This window comes from Niveispirillum fermenti (assembly GCF_052474395.1).
In genome coordinates, this window is sequence record NZ_CP156681.1 from 273,323 (window position 1) to 290,192 (window position 16,870).

The following is a 16,870-nucleotide window of genomic DNA, read 5'->3' on the forward strand; positions in this document are numbered from 1 at the left end:
CGATCTTGAAACCGACGATAGGGACAGCCCCCGCGATGACCAGCCACGCCGATCTCGCCCGTATCATCGACCAGGCCTGGGAAGACCGGGCCAGCCTTGGCTTTTCCACCACGGGCGACGTGCGCGACGCCGTGAACCGGGCCCTGTCGCTGCTGGATGCCGGCGATGCCCGCGTGGCCGCCAAGGTGGACGGCGCCTGGGTCGTCAACCAGTGGCTGAAGAAGGCGGTGCTGCTGTCCTTCCGCCTGAATGACAACAGCATGATCGCCGGCGGCCCCGGCGGCGCCTACTGGTGGGACAAAGTGCCGTCCAAGTTCGAGGGCTGGGACGAGAATGCCTGGCGCCAGGCCGGCTTCCGCGCCGTCCCGGGCAGCGTCGTGCGCCGCAGCGCCTATGTCGCCCCCGGTGTCGTGCTGATGCCCGGCTTCGTCAATGTCGGCGCCTTCGTGGACCAGGGGACCATGGTCGATACCTGGGCTACGGTCGGTTCCTGCGCCCAGATCGGCAAGAACGTGCATCTGTCCGGCGGCGTCGGCATCGGCGGCGTGCTGGAACCGCTGCAGGCCGGCCCCGTGATCATCGAGGATGATTGCTTCATCGGCGCGCGGTCCGAAGTGGTGGAAGGCGTGATCGTGGAACAGGGTGCCGTGCTGTCCATGGGCGTGTTCATCAGCGCCACGACCAAGATCATCGACCGCACCACGGGCGAGGTGTTCGTGGGCCGTGTCCCGGCCTATTCGGTGGTGGTCCCCGGCAGCCTGCCGGGCAAGCCGCTGCCCGACGGCACGCCCGGCCCGTCCCTGTCCTGTGCCGTGATCGTGAAGCGGGTGGATGCCCAGACCCGCTCCAAGACCTCCATCAATGACCTGCTGCGCGACTGATATCCGGTCCCGATGACCTTGTCCGGTCTCCGGGCTCAGATACCGGGCGGGGAGTGCCCCGCCCGCCGCGCATGGAAATCTCGCATCGCCGCCACCACCCAGTCGATGAAGGCCCTTACGGCCGGGCGGCGGAAATGCGGGGCGGGGGCGACCAGATGGTAGGCGTCATGGACCGCCGTCTGCGGATAGGGCCGGACCAGCCGGCCCGCCGCCACGTCGTCGGCCGCCAGGATCGCGTCACCCAGCGCCACCCCCTGCCCCGCCACCGCGGCATCAATGGCGTTTCCCGCATCATAGAAGCGCGGCCCCCGCAGCGGCCCCGCAACCCCGATGCCCGCCGCACGGAACCAGGCATGCCAGGGCATGTCCATCTCCTCCAGCAGCAGGTCGCCGGCCAGCAACCCCACCGGATCGGCCGGCAGCCCGGCCGCCAGACCCGGCGCGCATACGGGGAAATTCTCCACCGCCCATAGAAGCTGCGCCTGCAGACCCGACCAGGGACCATTGCCGTAGCGGATGCCCAGGTCGGCCCCACCCTTGCGGAAATCGGCCGGCGCGCGGGTGGCATCCACCACCACCTCCACCAGCGGGTTGCGGGTGCGGAAATCGCCCAGCCGTGGCACCAGCCAGCGCTGGGCAAAGGACGGCTCGACCGACAGGACCAGACGTGTCCGGCCCGCCTGCGGCGGGGCCGTGCGCAGCAGGCCGGTCGCCGTTTCAAGCAGGTCGAAGGCGGCAACCGCCGCATCGCGATAGACCCGGCCCGCCTCCGTCAGCGACAGGCCGCGATTGTGCCGCGTGAACAGGGCGCAGCCCAGCCAGGACTCCAGATCCCGGACCTGCCGGGACAGGGCCGGATGGGCCACATTCAGTTCCTCCGCCGCGCGCGACAGGCTTTCGTGGCGCGCCGCAGCCTCGAACGCGCGCAGCATGGTCATGGGCGGCAACCGGCGCATGGCGCGACCTTTGCTGTAACGACAAGTTACAGCGACTGTATTGGATCGGTGTTCGACGTCAAGGCGGGAAAGCCCGATCATGCGGGCAGAACCTTCCCCCCCGATCCGGAGTCGCCAGCATGGCCCGCCAGGCACCGCCCCCCACCCGTCCCTTCTGGCCCTTTTCCCTGCTTTTCGGCCTGCTTTCGTGCCGTTTCACGGCTGAAAACCCATGCCACCGGCATTGACAGGGGGGGTGGTTTGCGGCAGTTGAATGGCTCCAGCACCGGGCGGGCAACCGCCCTTGCCATACCTTTTGCCGGGACTGACCAAGATGACCGACGTCGCCAACGCCGACGCCCCCCAGATGCCGCTGCTGTACAACAACCCCGTGCCCGTCAGCGCGGAGCGGCACGCCAATGTCAAGGTGAAGCGCAACCGCAGCTTCGAGTATGCTGCCAATATCCACGCGATCCCGGTGCTGGCCGAGGAGATGCCGCAGCTCCAGAATTTCTATCCGCTGGTGTTCGGCCCCGGTCCGAATGCGGGCGTGATGGCACTGTCGGGCCTGCGCGCGGGTGAAAACCTGTTCGTGGACAAGGATGGCGCCTGGGCCAAGAATGTCCAGGTGCCGGCCTATATCGGCCGCTACCCTTTCCTTCTGGTGGAAATGCCGGAAGACAAGCGCCTCATCCTGATCATGGAAGAGGATGCACGCCTGGTTGGTCCCGATGGCGACATGCCGCTGTTTGAGAATGGCAAGGGCACCAAGGATGGCGAGGACATCCTGAACTATTGCGTGGCCTTCAACAATTCCGCCCGTCAGACCCAGCTTTTCTGCGACGAAGTGCAGAAGCTGGACCTGCTGGTCGACCAGCGCGCCGAGGTGGTGACCCCCGACGGCAAGCGCCTGTCGCTGTCCGGTTTCCGCATCATCGACGAGGCCAAGTTCAACGCCCTGCCAGACGAGGTGTTCCTGGAATGGCGCAAGCGCAACTGGATCGGTCTGGTCTATGCCCATTTCGTGTCGCTGGGCCGCTGGCAGAATCTGGTCGACCGGCTGGGCACCGCGGCCTGACGTGATCAGGCTTCAGGCCTTGAGCGTGCCCGCCTTGTGACGGCGGGTTGGCGGCTGGCAACGGCCCCGCGGCATCACCGCGGGGCCGTTGCTGTTTTCCGGTCGGTTTCCATGCCCCCCGACCCATACGTGAAGATAGATGCCACTGTCACACGCCCACGGTATAGTGCGCGGGATGGGCCCTTCCACCGGGCGGTGCGACCGGACGCAGCAGCCGGGCAGTGCCGCCGGGTCGGTACAGGTGCCCGCATCAGGTCACCAGCGGCAGGTTTTCATCATGAATCTTGAGCTTCGGACCTTCACCATCCGCGACGCGAGCGCCGAGGATGATGAGCATCGGGTCGCCAATTTCCTGCGCACGGTAGAGGTCGAGCGGATCGACACGGCCTATGCCGGTGAGAGCTGGCGTATCCTGGTGCATTACCGCGACCTGCGCCGGAAGGAAGAGCAGGCCCAGATCGAAACCGCGATCCAGGCCGAACTGAACCTTTGGCGCAGTGAGGTCGCCCGCAACCTGGCCGTGGACCGGGAAGAGGTGATGAGCAACCATCTGCTGGCCGAGGTCGCCCGCTACGCGCCCACCACGGAGATCGAGCTGTCGGTCATCGTCAGCAGCCTGGGTGAGGATGCGCACAAGCGCGGGGCCGAGATCGTGCGTGTGGTCCGCCGCACCATGGAAGACCTGACAGGCTGACCGTCCCCTTCCCCGACAGTACCCATGCCGCCCATCCCGGCCTGCGGGGCGTAATGCCGCCCGGCAGGCCGTTTTGCTTGCGGGCCAATTCCTGTCGTGTCCGGGCCACGCCGCCCACCATGCCGGGAACCGGCTTGCCGGCCCAGGCTTTGGCGCCTATAAGAATTGATAATGACTATCATAATCCTTCGCCTTGCGGGATATTCATGACCTCGGCAACCATCCGGGCCTGGTTCCTGATCCATAAATGGACGAGCATCATCTGCACGGCCTTTCTGTTGATGTTGTGCATCACGGGGCTGCCGCTGATCTTCCATGACGAGATCGAGGCGCTGACGGAGGAAAGGCAGGTCCTGGCCGACACCGATGCCGGGCTGAAGACGCTGGACGAGATGATGGCCATCGCGCTGTCCTCCCGTCCCGGCGAGATCGGGCTGTTCATGAGCTTCGACGAGGACCGGCCCGTGGTGAACATCACCACCGGTCCGCGCCCCGATGTCACCGCCAAGGAGATGACCATCCGGTCGTTTGACCAGCGCACGGGCGAACTGGTCGGCATCATCGATGATAGCGGCTTCATGCATTTCCTGCTGCAGCTCCACACCGACATGTTCCTGGGGCTGCCCGGCATGCTGTTCCTGGGTGTGATGGGCATCCTGTTCCTGGTGGCCATCGTGTCGGGTGTGGTGCTTTACGCGCCCTTCATGCGCAAGCTGCCGTTCGGTACGGTGCGGACAACGCGCAGCACACGGCTGAAATGGCTGGATTACCATAATCTGCTGGGCATCGTGTCCCTGGCCTGGGCCCTGGTGGTGGGGCTGACGGGCGTGCTGAACGCCTTCGACACGCCCATCGTCCAGGCATGGCAGCGCGGGCAGCTCGCGGCGCTGACCAGCGCCTATGGCGACCGGGAAGGGGTGGTGACGCGCGACCTGGCCTCCCTGCATGACGCGGTGGAGGCGGCCAAGGCCGCCGTGCCCAACAGCCGGCCGCAATTCGTGGCCTTCCCCGGCACGGCCTATTCCACCCGCCATCATTACGGCGTGTTCCTGCAAGGGGCCACGCCGCTGACCAAGGAACTGCTGACCCCCGCCCTGGTCGATGCCAGTACCGGCGACCTGACGGCCGCCCGGCCCATGCCCTGGTATATGCAAGCGCTGATGCTGTCGCGGCCGCTGCATTTCGGGGATTACGGCGGGCTGCCGCTGAAACTGCTATGGGCGGTGCTGACCCTCTTCACCACGATCGTGCTGGGCAGCGGTCTCTATCTCTGGCTGGGCCGTCGCACCCCCAGCCTGGAAGCCCGCGTGCGGGAGGTGGAGACGGGCGGCATCCAGGCGGCGGGGGCAGCGGAATGAGCCGCGGGACCGGAACCGGGCGTCAAGGCCGGCAATCCCTGGCGGCCATCTTCCTGGCGCCCACCTTGATCGCCATCGCCAGCACCATCGGCCTGATCGCCGCGCTGACGGGCGACGGCCTGCGCGATCTGGTCTCCTGGATCACGCTTGGCATTCCGGTCCTGGTCGTGGCCTGGGCCCTGTGGGCGCGACGGTCCTGATTTGTTCCAGGCAATCGCCACTAAGAAGCGATTGCGATTTCACCCTTGATTAAGGAAGCGGCTTCAACGCCGGAGGAAGAGAATGAAACTCGATCATGCCCTGATTGCCGGTGTCTCCCTGGCGGCATTGCTGGCGGCCGGTCTGCCGGCGCAGGCTCAGCAGGCCGGGGGCGAGGCCTTGTCGGAAATCGTGGTGACCGCGCAGCGCGGGAACCAGACCCAGGTCATCCGCGGCGGCACCGTCGGCGTGCTGGGCGACAAGCCGGCCGGCGATGTACCGTTCGCCATCAAATCCTATGGCTCGGCCCTGATCTTGAACCAGCAGCCGCAGACGCTGGGTCAGGTGCTGGAAAATGACCCGTCGGTGCGCACGGGCTATGCCTTCGGCAATGCCGCCGAACTGTTCATCGTGCGCGGGTTCCCGCTGTTCGGCGATGATATCGCCATCGACGGGATGTACGGCCTGACCCCGCGCCAGTTGATCGCCCCGGAGCTTTACGAGCAGGTGCAGGTGCTGAACGGCGCCAGCGCCTTCCTGAACGGCGCCGCCCCCGGCGGCTCGGGCCTGGGCGGCAACGTCAATCTGGTGCCCAAGCGGGCGGGAGCCCGGCCGCTGGCCCGCGCCACGCTGAACTATACCGGCGACGAACATATAGGCGGCAGCTTCGACATGGCCCGCCGGTTCGGGGAGGGCGACCAGTTCGGCATCCGCATCAACGGCGCCGCCCGCACCGGCGATGTGGCCATCGACGGGGAATTCCGCAGCGCCTATGTGCTGGGCACGGGCCTGGACTGGACGGGGGAGCGTGCGCGCCTTTCCTTCGACCTGGCCTATCAGCGCATGCATGTGCGCAACCTTCGCCCCAAGGTGACCCTGGGCACAAACGCCATCCCCGACGTGCCGAAGGCCGATCACAATTACGGCCAGTCCTGGTCCTACAGCACCCTGCGCGACGTGTTCGGTATCCTGCGCGGTGAATATGACGTGACGGAGAATGTTACGCTGTACGCGGCGGCCGGCGCCCGCGACGGGTCGGAAAAGGGCATCTATGACAGCATCACCGTGACCGATGTGCTGACCGGTGCCGCCAATGGCGGCGGGTCGTACATTCCGCGTACCGACAATAACGAAGCCGCGCAGGCCGGCATCCGGGCCAAGCTGGGCACGGGCGCCATCAGCCACGAGATCAATGCCGGCGGCTCGGCCGTCTGGCAGGTCAACCGCAATGCCTATGATTTCTTCGGCGGCTTTGCCAGCAATCTCTACACCACGCCGGCGGTGGCACAGCCGGCCTCCGCCTTCTCCGGCGGGGATCTGGACGATCCTGATCCCATTTCCCGCACGCGGCTTTACAGCGCCTATATCGCCGACACGCTGGGTGCCTTCGACGACAAGGTGCTGCTGACGCTGGGCATCCGCCACCAGGTCATCCGCACGAAAAGCTATGCCTATGGCACGGGCGTCCAGTCCGGCGAATATGATGAAAGCGCCAACACGCCCGTCGTCGGCCTGGTCGTGAAGCCGGCCGAGGGGCTGTCGCTTTACGCCAACCGCATCCAGGGGCTGGCGCAGGGGCCGACGGCCCCCATCGATGTGCGCGTGGTGAATTCGGGGGAGGTGTTCGCCCCTTACAAGTCCACACAGTATGAAATCGGCGGCAAGTATGATTTCGGCCGCATGGCCGTGTCGCTGGCCCTGTTCCAGACGAAGAAGCCCAGCGCCTTCACCCGGCCGGTCGACGCGGCCAACCCGGCCGGCCCGCTGGTCTTTGCGATGGATGGCGAACAGCGCAACCGCGGCATCGAACTCAGCCTGGATGGGGAGCCGGTGGACGGGCTGCGCCTGATCGGCGGCTTCTCGCTCAGCGATGCGGAGCTGCGCAAGACGGCCGGCGGTGTGAACGAGGGCAATGACGTGATCGGCGTTCCCGATTACACGATCAACGGCAATGTCGAATGGGACCTGCCCTTCATGCCGGCCGTCACGCTGACCGGGCGGGTCGTGCGCACGGGCAGCCAGAAGGTGGATGCGGCCAACACCCTGTCGATCCCCGCCTGGACGCGGTTCGACCTGGGGGCCCGCTATGTGTTCCTGGCGGGCGACCGGCCGGTGACGCTGCGCCTGAACGTCGACAATGTGGCGGACAAGCGGTACTGGGCCTCTTCCTACGACGCCTTCGCCACCACGCTTCTGCAGGGCGCGCCGCGCACGTTCAAGCTGTCGACCACGGTCGATTTCTGATCAGCACCCCTGTCCGGTGGGGGCAGGCCCCCTCACCGGACAGAACCGGAAGATGTCAGGTCATGCCAATCCGCCTTGATACTGGCCGATGGTCAGTATCAAGGCGGATTGGCATTATCGCAATTTGGCATCACCCCTGGGCATAGGCCGCGACGATCGGCAGCCGTGCGGCGCGCAAGGCCGGGAAGAAGCCGCCGATCATGCCCACCACCAGGGCCAGCGTCACCCCCTGCACGGCCAGCGCCGGGGTGAGGGAGAAGCTGAACACGATCTGGGTGAACCCCTCGCCCAGGGTGGATGTGCTGAACCCGTCGAAGAACATCCAGGTCAGCACGGTCCCGATCAGCCCGCCGATGGCCGACAGGACAAGACTTTCCAGCAGGGTGGCGACAAAGCTGGGAAAGCCGCCGAAGCCAAGACAGCGCAGGGTCGCAATCTCCCGCGTCCGCGCAGCGACAGAGCTGTACATGGTGTTGAGCGCCCCGGCCAGCGCCCCCACGGCCATGGCAATGGCCAGCGGCCAGCCAGCACCCCGGATCAGCTTCACGGTGCCCGAGGACTGGCCCGCGAAGAATTCCTGCTCGGATGAGACGGCGAGCTTGAGCCGCGGTTCGTTCGCGACATAATCCTGCAGCACCTTGATGGATTGTGGCGTCTCCAACCGGACCCGGATGGTCTGGAAGCTGTTGCCGCGACGGAACATGCTCTGCACGACGGTGACGTCGGCCCAGATCTCGCTCTCGAACACGGCCCCGTTCATGGCGAAGACGCCCACCACCTTCCAGGTGGTCGGCCCCAGCTTGATCTCCCGCCCCAGTTCGAAACCGGTGAATTCCCGTGCCAGCCCCTCGCCCACCACGATCTCGTTGCTGCCGGGGGAGAACATGCGGCCCTGGGAGAAGGTCAGCCCGTCACGCAGGCCGGGGCCATCCTGGCCGATGCCGCGCAGCGGTATGTTCGCCTTCATGCCGGTGCTGCGCCGGATGCCGTCGACGACGACATAAAGCTCCCCCGACAGGAGCGGGTTGCCATCGGGCTTGCGCACGATACCCGGCGCCTCCCCCACCAGCCGTATCTGCTCCAGCATCACGATGGAATTCAGTTCCTGCTGCGAGCCATCGCGCAACAGGATGGCGATGCCGGGCGACCCGGACCCTTCGATGGTGCGCTGGAACCCGGCCGCCATGGCCAGGAAGGACAGCAGCACCATCACCACCAGCGCCACGGCCACCACCGTGGACAGCGACAGCCAGAAACGCTGCGGCAGGCTTTTCAGATTGATGGTCGAAACGGCGACGATCTGGTTCAGGATACGCATCGGTGTCCCCCCGCCCTCACGACCGCCCCGGGGCGGTTGAGGATATTCACTGCCGCCCCAGGGCGGTGACGATATTCAGCCGCAGGGCGGTCCAGGCCGGAATGATGCCCGTGACCAGCCCCAGCAGCAGCATGATGCCCAGGCCCAGCGCGATGTAGGGCGGGCTGAGCGCCAGGCCGGGAAAGCCGATGACCGGCTTCAGCATGGCCAGCAGGAAAGCCGCCAGGGCCAGGGCCGGTAGCGCGCCCAGCGCCGACAACAGCAGGCTTTCCCCCAGCACCAGCTTGAAGATGCGGCGGGAGGGGAAGCCCAGCGTCTTCATGACCCCGATCTCCTTCGTCCGCTCGCGCACGGCCATGGCCATGGTATTGCCCACGATCATCAGGATCGTGAAGAAGGCCGCCCCGACCACCAGCGTGATGATCAGCGTGATATTGCCCAACTGGCCGATGAACGCCTCGTTGAAGGCTTTCTCCGTGTCTGTCGCGGTTTCGGCCGGGGAATTGGCGAACATGGCGTCGATGGTCTGCGCCACCTTGGTGTTCAGCGCCTTGTCCGTGGTTTCCATGACGATCCAGCCGGCCGTATCCTGGCCGAATGTCACCGACTCGTTGAAATAGGTGTGGTGGAACAGGGCATAGTTCGTATCCGCCTCCTCCCGCGCCGGCTCCATGATACCGGCGATGGTGAAGTCCCAGGACTGCTCACCCGTGCTCTTGTTGGTATAGATGTTGGATTTCAGCGGGATGCGGTCCCCCACCTTCCAGCCGTTATTTTCCGCCAGCTTGCGCCCCACCAGCAGGCCCGTGCGATCGGCCAGGAAGGCCGCCCGCTCGTCCGCCGTCAGGGCGATGTCGCTGGCATAGATGTCCAGATAGCTTTCCGGATCGATGGCGAAGGTCATCACCAGGTTCCTGGGGTCCTGGTAATAGCCCCCGAACCAATTGGCGAAACTGGCCCGCGCCACGCCGTCCACGGCGCGGATGCGGTTGACATAGGCGATGGGCATGGGCTGGGTGAAGTTGATCTTGTTCACCGTGACCAGCCGGTTTTCCCCGGCACTGCTGCCGATACTGTTGAAGCCGTTCTGCACGCCGGCCAGCATGCCGAAGATCAGGAAGGCGAAGAAAATCGCCACGATCATCAGCGCGGCCCGCAGCTTGCGGCTGAACAGGTTGGCCAGGATCAGGCTGAAATCGGTCATGCCACGCCCTCCTGCTCCACGAAGCGGCCCTTGTCCAGATGCAGGACGCGGTTGGCGTGGCGCGCCGCCTCCGGATCATGGGTGACCATGATGATGGTCTTGCCCAGCTCGCGGTTCAGCAACTGGAGCATGCCCAGAATCTCGTCCGCCGTCTTGCGGTCCAGATCGCCCGTCGGTTCATCGCAGAGCAGAAGCTTGGGGTCGGCCACGATGGCGCGCGCGATGGCGACGCGCTGCTGTTGCCCGCCCGACATCTCCCGCGGGAAATGCCGGGCGCGTTCCGCCAGGCCCACGATCTTCAGTGCCGTTTCCACCCGTCGCCGGCGCTCCCCCGCACCCAGCCGGGTCAGCAGCAGGGGCAGTTCCACATTGCGCGCCGCGTTCAGGGCCGGCATCAGGTTGTAGAACTGGAAGATGAAGCCGACATTGGCTGCGCGCCAGGCCGACAATTGCCCCTCGCCCATCTGATCCAGGCGCTGCCCGGCGAAATCGATGGACCCGGCGGTGGGCTTGTCGATACCGCCCAGCAGGTTCAGAAGTGTCGTCTTGCCCGACCCGCTGGGGCCCATGATGGCGATGAAATCCCCCTCCTCGATCTGCATGTCCAGCCGGTCGAAGATGGTGATGGTTTCCTTGCCCTTGACGAAACGCTTGGCGCCGCCCGTGATGGTGATCAGTGCCGTCATGTACGCTCTCCCCCCAATCGCCATCCCGAGGGGACAGCGGCCGCCAAGTTGAAAATGCTTCAATCGGACGATCTGGCGTCCAGGAACGTGACCTTGGCCCCCATGTCGGGCAGGACGCGGGCGTCACGCTGATCCAGGGCGATGCGCACCTTGATGGTCGCCTTGTCGCGGTTGGCGCGCGGCACCACGGCGATCACGCTGGCCGCGATCTTCCAGTCCGGATAGGCATCAAGCACGGCTTCCACCTTCTGGCCCGGCCGGACGCGGCCGATATTGGCCTCATTCACATCCACCTCGACCTCCAGGCTGGTCATGTCCACCAGCGTGCAGACGCCGGTACGGGTGAAGCCGCCCGACGACATGGGGGAGATGATCTCTCCCGGCTGCGCGTTCTTGTCGATCACGACGCCGTCGAACGGGGCCCGCACGACATGCCTGTCCACGGTTTCCGCCTGACGGGCCACGGAAATGCGCGCCACCTCCATCTCTGCGCGGGCGCCTTTCAGTTGGGCGCGCAATGTTTCCGCCCGGGCCTGGGCGCGCGTCAGTTCCGCTTCCGAGGCGTTGGAAGCCCGGGAAAGGGAGGAGGTGCGCTGCAACACCCGCTCCGCGTCGCGCAGGTCGGCGGACAGCCCCTCCGCCTGGGCCTGGGCGGCGGCCACGCGGGCCTTGGCCAGGTCCAGGTCGATCACGGCCAGGGTCGCGTCCAGCCGCGCCAGTTCCTGGCCCCTGGTCACCACCATGCCCTCATCCACCAGCACATCCTGCACCCGGCCCGTCAGTTCCGCCGACACGGTCGCCGTGCGCCGGGCCACGATATAGCCCGACGCCACCAGCGAGCCGGCCGGCCGCGCCGGGGCGGCGTTGGCGGTGCCAGCGGCGCTGGCGGCAGAGGGCGCCTGCACCGCTGCGCCATTGGCCCCGGAGGCAGCCGGACCGGAAGCCGCCGGCCCGGTTTCCCCCAGAAGGCGGGCGCCAACGACCCCACCCACGACGCCCAGCACCAGCAAGCCCGCCACGCCCGCCACACGGACCCAGCCGCTGGTTCCCTGCGCCGGCATGGCCGGGTCCTCCCGGCGGTCGATCTTCAGCGAGTGCAGCAGGTCCCGTTTATTGTCCATCACGACCGTCCAACCATTTTCATTCCCGCCCGCGCCATGCCTGCGGCGCCGGCCTGTTGCCGGGTTCGTCCCGCTTTCCGCCGACCGGCGGAAGCGACCCGGACCGGAAATAGGGTGGATGCGAAACTTGTGAAGGGAGCAACATGCATCGGTCGGCCCGGATGAAACGCGCCGCCTCACGCGGGGTCCACCCGTACCGTCAACCGATCACATCTCCGCCCCCCGGCGGCGCCCACCCTATCATGGTTAGCGTCCGGAACCAAAAGAGAACATGCCCACCAGGCGGACAGGGGCGGAAACCAAGGGAGAAGAAGGGAGGTGCGCCACGGGCCGGGGGTCAGGCACTGACCTTGATCGTGTAATGGACCAGCGAATCGGCGCCGCCCGTCACCTGATCGTACAGGGTCCGGGCACCGGCATTATTCTCCCACGTCGTCCAGTAGACGCGGGCCCACTGGTTGGCATGTGCCAGTTCGACGATCCGGTCCAGCATGGCCCGGCCGATCCCGCGCCGCCGGTATTCGGGCGCGATGAACATATCTTCCAGATAGCAGAACGGGTGCAGCGACCAGGTATTGTCGTGCAGGATCAGGTGGCAGAAGCCGATACCCCGCCCATCGGCATCACGGGCGATGAGGCCGCGCATGGCGGATGTCGGGTCCAGCATGCGGGCCCAGATGATGTCGGTGGTCAGCGGGGTGACATTGACGGTGTAGCGGGTCAGATATTGTGCCCAATGGCGGCGCCAATCAGCCTCATCCTCCGGGGCGGGTGGGGCGATGGTGAAATCCGCCATGGCCGCTTCCTCCATTGTTAACCCTTAAATCCCCCCAACGATACCTGTCCACCATATCCTTGTCCAATCCCATCACCCGTCATGGATGTAATGGATGACAGATGAACATCCTGAAGGATCAGGGCGGGGGCGGCGCCACATCCATGGCCAGTGTCATTCCATCCATACGCCCGGAAAAGGCCAGCCCATGCCGCACGGCCCAAAGCCGTCCGGCATGGGCCAGCGGCACGACGGCCGTCTGCGCATGGGCCAGAAGCGCGACGCGGCGGCGATAGGCGGGCAGCAGGGGATCATCGGGCGGCAGCGTCATCAGCCGGGCGACCAGCGCATCCATTTCCGCGTCACGGAACTGCCCGCGATTATAGCCGCCCCGGCCGGCGGCTTCGTCCGGGCTGGCCAGCAGGTCGCGCACCAGGGTGGTGAAATCGCCGCTGAACAGGTTGGCGGACCCGATGAAAAGCTGGAAATCCCCGGCAGCCGCCCGGCTGATCAACTCCGCCTCCGACAGGGTGTGGAGGATGACACGAATGCCGATCTGCTGAAGATAGCGCGCCACGGCCGTGCCCAGCCGCGCAGCATGGTCCAGCGTCGCCAGGCTGAGCGTGAACCCGTCGGTGAATCCCGCCTCCCGCATCAACCGCCGGGCGGCGTCGGGATCATAGGGATCGTCGGAAAGGTCCGGCTGGTGGCCCGCCATGCCGGTCGGCACCAGTTGCGACGTGGGCTTCGCCCCGTTCACCATGGTGCGCCGGGCCAGCGTCCCGCGATCGATGGCCAGGGATATGGCGCGCCGAACGCGGGCATCGGCCAGGGGATTGCGCCCCTGCACATCCATGGCCGCGGAACGCTGGTTCATCTGGATCATGAACACGCGGTAGATCGGGCCTGCCACGATCTCCAGATTGGGACGGCCCTGCAGATAGGCCAGGCTTTCGGCCGGAACCATGTCGATCAGGTCGACCTCGCCCACGACAAGCGCGCGGGCGCGGCGGCCGGCATCGCCGATCCGCAGCATCACGACCCGACCCCAGGCGGGCACCCCATGCCAATGGCCGGGAAACCGCACCATGACCAGATGGGTGTCGGCCTGATACTGCACCAGCCGGTAGGGCCCGGTGCCGTTGGCATCCGGCGGGCCGTCCGGCACCGGGCCCGGGGTTCCCTCCACCCCGGCACAGCCGGCCGGGTCGAAGCGTCCCGCCCAGCCGGAGGGCGCCTGGACGATCCACAGGCCCACCATCTGCCCCGGCACATCGGCGAAGGGTGCCAGGGGGTGGATCGCCACCTTGTCGGCCCCCACAGCCTCCACCATGGCGAACTGGCGCACCGTGGTCGCCAGGACCGACCCCGGCGTGGCCAGGATACGGCAAAGGCTGTAGACGACATCGCCGGCCCGCAGGACCCCGCCACGATGGAACAGCACACCGGGCCTGAGCTCGAACAGCCACGCCCCATCGGGCCGCCGGCTCCAGCCCGTCGCCAGGGACGGTACCAGACCCAGATCGGGCCGTCGCGCCACCAGTCCTTCGTAAAGGTGGGACAGCAGGGTGCGGGTCGACAGGCTGTTGACCGCATAGGGGGCATAGGTCACCCCCAGACTGTCCAGCCCGATACGCAGTTCCGGCCCATCCGGCGCCTCTGCCCGCACCATCGGCGCCGGCACCGCCAGCATCAGCAGCAGGACCAGCCAGGGGAGGAAACCGGCCGGCCGGCCGGCCCGGCCCCTCATCCGCGGGGCGCCAACGGGATCAGATAACGGACATAGCCGTCAGCCCCACCCGCCACCTTGTCATAGAGCGCCCGGGCCTGATGGTTGTCATGCTCGGTATTCCAGTAGAGCCGGCCCCACCCGGCCGCCGCGCCCATTTCACGCAGATGGCTGATCAATGCCCGGCCCACGCCGCGCCCGCGGCACGGCCCGGCCGTGAACAGATCCTCCAGATAGCAGACCAGCCGGACCGACCAGGTGTGCGGATGCAGGACGTAATGGCAAAGGCCCAGCAGGCTGCCATCCGGCCCCACCGCCACCAGTCCGCTTACCGGCGAGCCCGGGTCCAGCAGCCGGTGCCACAGGGTCTGCGTCACCTCCGCCGGCACCGTCACCCGGTAGAAGGCGCAATATTCATCCCAGAGGATGCGCCATGCATCACGATCCCCAGGCCCGACCGCACGCACGGTCACTCCGCCCGCCGTCAAATTCCATGCTCCCCCAAAACCGTAACGGCGTCCCCCGACGCCGCTTCGGGTATCGCACTCCCCATGGTTTCTGTCCATGCGGCGTAAGGCGGCGGGGATGATTATCACAAAATCTCAATCGCCAGCCCCCCATCCATGGCCTCTGACACGCGCCGCAGGGCGCGTGGCGGCCCTCGCCGTCCTATCGGTCCCCGGCGGGCTGTAATCACCGCGAGCGGGCATAATACTATTTTGCGGTAACCAGAACCTTTAGGTTCTGGTTACCGCCCTCATTCGCAGGCGCCAACATTCGTTGGCTTGGCTGCGCCGCACGAGCGGCGCGGCGGCAGTCGCCGCCGCACCAACGTGCGATGAATTCTACTCATCGCACGTTGGCATAACCCCCGGCGGGAAAAGGATTTGTCCGGTCCGGTCACCCTTGTCAGACACCCGCCGCCTGTGGCACAGCTTTGACGGCCGTGGACCGGCCGTCCGGGGCGTGACGGAAGGCCATGGGCAGCGGGATCGGAACAGCGGATGCGGACTCTCTTTCACCACCCCCTTTCCCCCTTTTCCCGCAAGGTGCGGGTGGCACTGGCGGAAAAGCGCCTGGATTTCGACCTGCTCCCGGAAAAGCCCTGGGAACGGCGGGAAGCCTTCATGATGCTGAACCCCGCCGGAGAGGTGCCGGTGCTGGTGGAGGATGACGGCACCGTGATCGCCGATCAGATCGCCATCTGCGAATATCTTGAGGATGCCTATCCGGGGCACAGCCTGCTGGGCCGCGACGTGCCGCAGCGTGCAGAGGTGCGGCGGCTGGCCGCCTGGTTCGACGTGAAGTTCAAGGCGGAGGTCACCGACCTGCTGGTAGGCGAGAAGCTGTTCAAACGCTTTTCCGGCCAGGGCACGCCGCATGCCCAGTCGATCCGCGCCGGCCTGGCCAACATCCATTATCACCTGGACTATATCGGCTGGCTGGCCGAACGGCGGAAATGGCTGGCGGGGGACGATTTCTCCTGGGCCGACATCGCGGCGGCGGCCCAGCTTTCGTCCATCGACTATCTGGGCGACGTGCCGTGGGACGACCATCCCGACGCCAAGGATTTCTACGCGCGCGTGAAAAGCCGGCCCAGCTTCCGCCCGCTGCTGGCCGATCACCAGCCGGGCCTGGCGCCGCCCAAGCATTACGCCGATCTCGATTTCTGATCCTTTCCGCATTTCGGTCGCAATTCGGCCAAACGTGCTGTGACATGATACGTCCCAGGGGTGCCCCGCCCAAGAGGGCGCCCAGCACGGAAATACGGAGAAAAATCATGCGCCGGCTCATGGGTCCCCTTACCGCCGCCGCCCTTCTCGCCCTGCCGCTGGCCGCGATGCCGGCGACCGCCATGGCCCAGACCATCGTACCGCCCGTCACCGACAGCGTGTCGCTGAACCTGTCCGTGGAAGATTGGGTGAAGACCGAGACGGCCCTGGTCACCCTGGTGGTCGATGTCGCCGGCAGCGGCGAGGGCACCAACCTGCGCGGTGACATCCTGAAGGCCGTCGCCGGCGTGGCCGACCGGGCCGAGTGGCGCTTCATCGCCATGGACAAGCAGAATGACAGCGCCGGGCTGGACCGCTGGCAGGCCCTGCTGCAGGCACGCCTGCCGGAGAGCCAGCTTCCGGCCCTCAATGACCGTACCAAGAAGGCCAGCCGCAGCGGCCTGCAGGTGCGCGTCGGCTCCGTGGCCTTCGACCCGACCCTGGCGGAAACGGAAACGACGCGGGCGGCCCTGCGCGACCGGCTCTATGCCCAGGTCAATGGCGAATTGAAGCGGCTGAACACGGCCTTCCCCGGCCGCAATTACCGCGTGGCCGGCATCGACTTCTTCGAACAGTCCGTGCCGCGGGCCGTCATGGTCACCGGCGCGCGCAAGCAGATGATGGAAGCCGCGGCGGCCCCCATGGCCGACGCCCAGCCCGGCGTGCAGGACAAGCTGGTGGTTGGCGCCCGCGTGACGCTGTCGGCCTTCGCCACCCCGCCGAACTGATATCATTCCCGTCGGGCCGGCACCGGAACGGGCCGACTCCTTGCACGGAAAAGGGCCGCGGGATCACCTCCCACGGCCCTTGCCTATTCCCGCCGGTTCGGCCCGGCGATTGAGAGCGGTGATCAGAACCAATTGGTTCTGATCACCGT

The 16,870-nt window shown here is 66.5% G+C and carries 16 protein-coding genes; 8 read left to right on the plus strand and 8 right to left on the minus strand.

The features are described 5' to 3' along the window. Window positions 1-35 precede the first annotated feature (35 nt). The gene (gene dapD / locus ABC728_RS12715; protein WP_416618051.1) at window positions 36-881 is read left to right on the plus strand and encodes a 2,3,4,5-tetrahydropyridine-2,6-dicarboxylate N-succinyltransferase; all 846 of its coding nucleotides are present in this window, start codon (window positions 36-38) and stop codon (window positions 879-881) included. A gap of 35 nt (window positions 882-916) precedes the next feature. Here dapD and ABC728_RS12720 read toward each other — a convergent pair whose 3' ends face one another. Next, window positions 917-1,819, minus strand: a complete 903-nt coding sequence (locus ABC728_RS12720; protein WP_416618050.1) for a LysR substrate-binding domain-containing protein — start codon at window positions 1,817-1,819, stop codon at window positions 917-919. A 331-nt stretch (window positions 1,820-2,150) separates the two neighbouring features. Between ABC728_RS12720 and ABC728_RS12725 the strand changes: the two genes are divergently transcribed. The 5 genes from ABC728_RS12725 to ABC728_RS12745 all read left to right on the plus strand — a co-directional run bounded on the left by ABC728_RS12725 (window position 2,151) and on the right by ABC728_RS12745 (window position 7,388). Continuing rightward, a complete protein-coding gene (locus tag ABC728_RS12725) occupies window positions 2,151-2,894 on the plus strand; it encodes a SapC family protein (protein ID WP_416618049.1) in 744 nt (247 codons plus the stop codon). Window positions 2,895-3,171: 277 nt separating this feature from the next. Next, window positions 3,172-3,588, plus strand: coding sequence for an HRDC domain-containing protein (locus ABC728_RS12730; RefSeq protein ID WP_416618048.1), 417 nt, complete (start codon window positions 3,172-3,174; stop codon window positions 3,586-3,588). A 206-nt stretch (window positions 3,589-3,794) separates the two neighbouring features. Continuing rightward, window positions 3,795-4,946 (plus strand): PepSY-associated TM helix domain-containing protein, encoded by a 1,152-nt coding sequence (locus ABC728_RS12735; RefSeq protein WP_416618047.1) that lies wholly within the window; start codon window positions 3,795-3,797, stop codon window positions 4,944-4,946. Beyond that, complete coding sequence (locus tag ABC728_RS12740; RefSeq protein WP_416618046.1) at window positions 4,943-5,146, plus strand: hypothetical protein; 204 nt, start codon at window positions 4,943-4,945, stop codon at window positions 5,144-5,146. The genes ABC728_RS12735 and ABC728_RS12740 overlap by 4 nt, the downstream gene beginning before the upstream one ends. 82 nt (window positions 5,147-5,228) lie before the next feature. Beyond that, window positions 5,229-7,388, plus strand: a complete 2,160-nt coding sequence (locus tag ABC728_RS12745) for a TonB-dependent receptor (RefSeq protein WP_416618045.1) — start codon at window positions 5,229-5,231, stop codon at window positions 7,386-7,388. 130 nt (window positions 7,389-7,518) lie between these two features. Here ABC728_RS12745 and ABC728_RS12750 read toward each other — a convergent pair whose 3' ends face one another. The 7 genes from ABC728_RS12750 to ABC728_RS12780 all read right to left on the minus strand — a co-directional run bounded on the left by ABC728_RS12750 (window position 7,519) and on the right by ABC728_RS12780 (window position 14,694). Continuing rightward, on the minus strand, window positions 7,519-8,706 hold the full coding sequence (locus ABC728_RS12750) for an ABC transporter permease (protein ID WP_416618044.1): 1,188 nt from the start codon (window positions 8,704-8,706) through the stop codon (window positions 7,519-7,521). A gap of 46 nt (window positions 8,707-8,752) precedes the next feature. Further along, window positions 8,753-9,910 (minus strand): ABC transporter permease, encoded by a 1,158-nt coding sequence (locus tag ABC728_RS12755; RefSeq protein WP_416618043.1) that lies wholly within the window; start codon window positions 9,908-9,910, stop codon window positions 8,753-8,755. Continuing rightward, the gene (locus tag ABC728_RS12760) at window positions 9,907-10,596 is read right to left on the minus strand and encodes an ABC transporter ATP-binding protein (RefSeq protein ID WP_416618042.1); all 690 of its coding nucleotides are present in this window, start codon (window positions 10,594-10,596) and stop codon (window positions 9,907-9,909) included. The genes ABC728_RS12755 and ABC728_RS12760 overlap by 4 nt, the downstream gene beginning before the upstream one ends. Window positions 10,597-10,655: 59 nt before the next feature. Further along, a complete protein-coding gene (locus tag ABC728_RS12765; protein WP_416618041.1) occupies window positions 10,656-11,717 on the minus strand; it encodes an efflux RND transporter periplasmic adaptor subunit in 1,062 nt (353 codons plus the stop codon). A gap of 337 nt (window positions 11,718-12,054) precedes the next feature. Continuing rightward, window positions 12,055-12,513 (minus strand): GNAT family N-acetyltransferase, encoded by a 459-nt coding sequence (locus tag ABC728_RS12770; protein ID WP_416618039.1) that lies wholly within the window; start codon window positions 12,511-12,513, stop codon window positions 12,055-12,057. A 118-nt stretch (window positions 12,514-12,631) separates the two neighbouring features. Then, the gene (locus tag ABC728_RS12775) at window positions 12,632-14,242 is read right to left on the minus strand and encodes an ABC transporter substrate-binding protein (RefSeq protein WP_416618037.1); all 1,611 of its coding nucleotides are present in this window, start codon (window positions 14,240-14,242) and stop codon (window positions 12,632-12,634) included. Beyond that, window positions 14,239-14,694 (minus strand): GNAT family N-acetyltransferase, encoded by a 456-nt coding sequence (locus ABC728_RS12780; RefSeq protein ID WP_416618036.1) that lies wholly within the window; start codon window positions 14,692-14,694, stop codon window positions 14,239-14,241. The genes ABC728_RS12775 and ABC728_RS12780 overlap by 4 nt, the downstream gene beginning before the upstream one ends. A gap of 531 nt (window positions 14,695-15,225) precedes the next feature. Between ABC728_RS12780 and ABC728_RS12785 the strand changes: the two genes are divergently transcribed. Next, entirely contained in the window at window positions 15,226-15,894 is a 669-nt protein-coding gene (locus ABC728_RS12785) for a glutathione S-transferase family protein (RefSeq protein WP_416618035.1), read from the plus strand. Window positions 15,895-16,001: 107 nt separating this feature from the next. Continuing rightward, a complete protein-coding gene (locus tag ABC728_RS12790; RefSeq protein ID WP_416618034.1) occupies window positions 16,002-16,721 on the plus strand; it encodes a hypothetical protein in 720 nt (239 codons plus the stop codon). The last annotated feature ends 149 nt before the right edge of the window (window positions 16,722-16,870 follow it).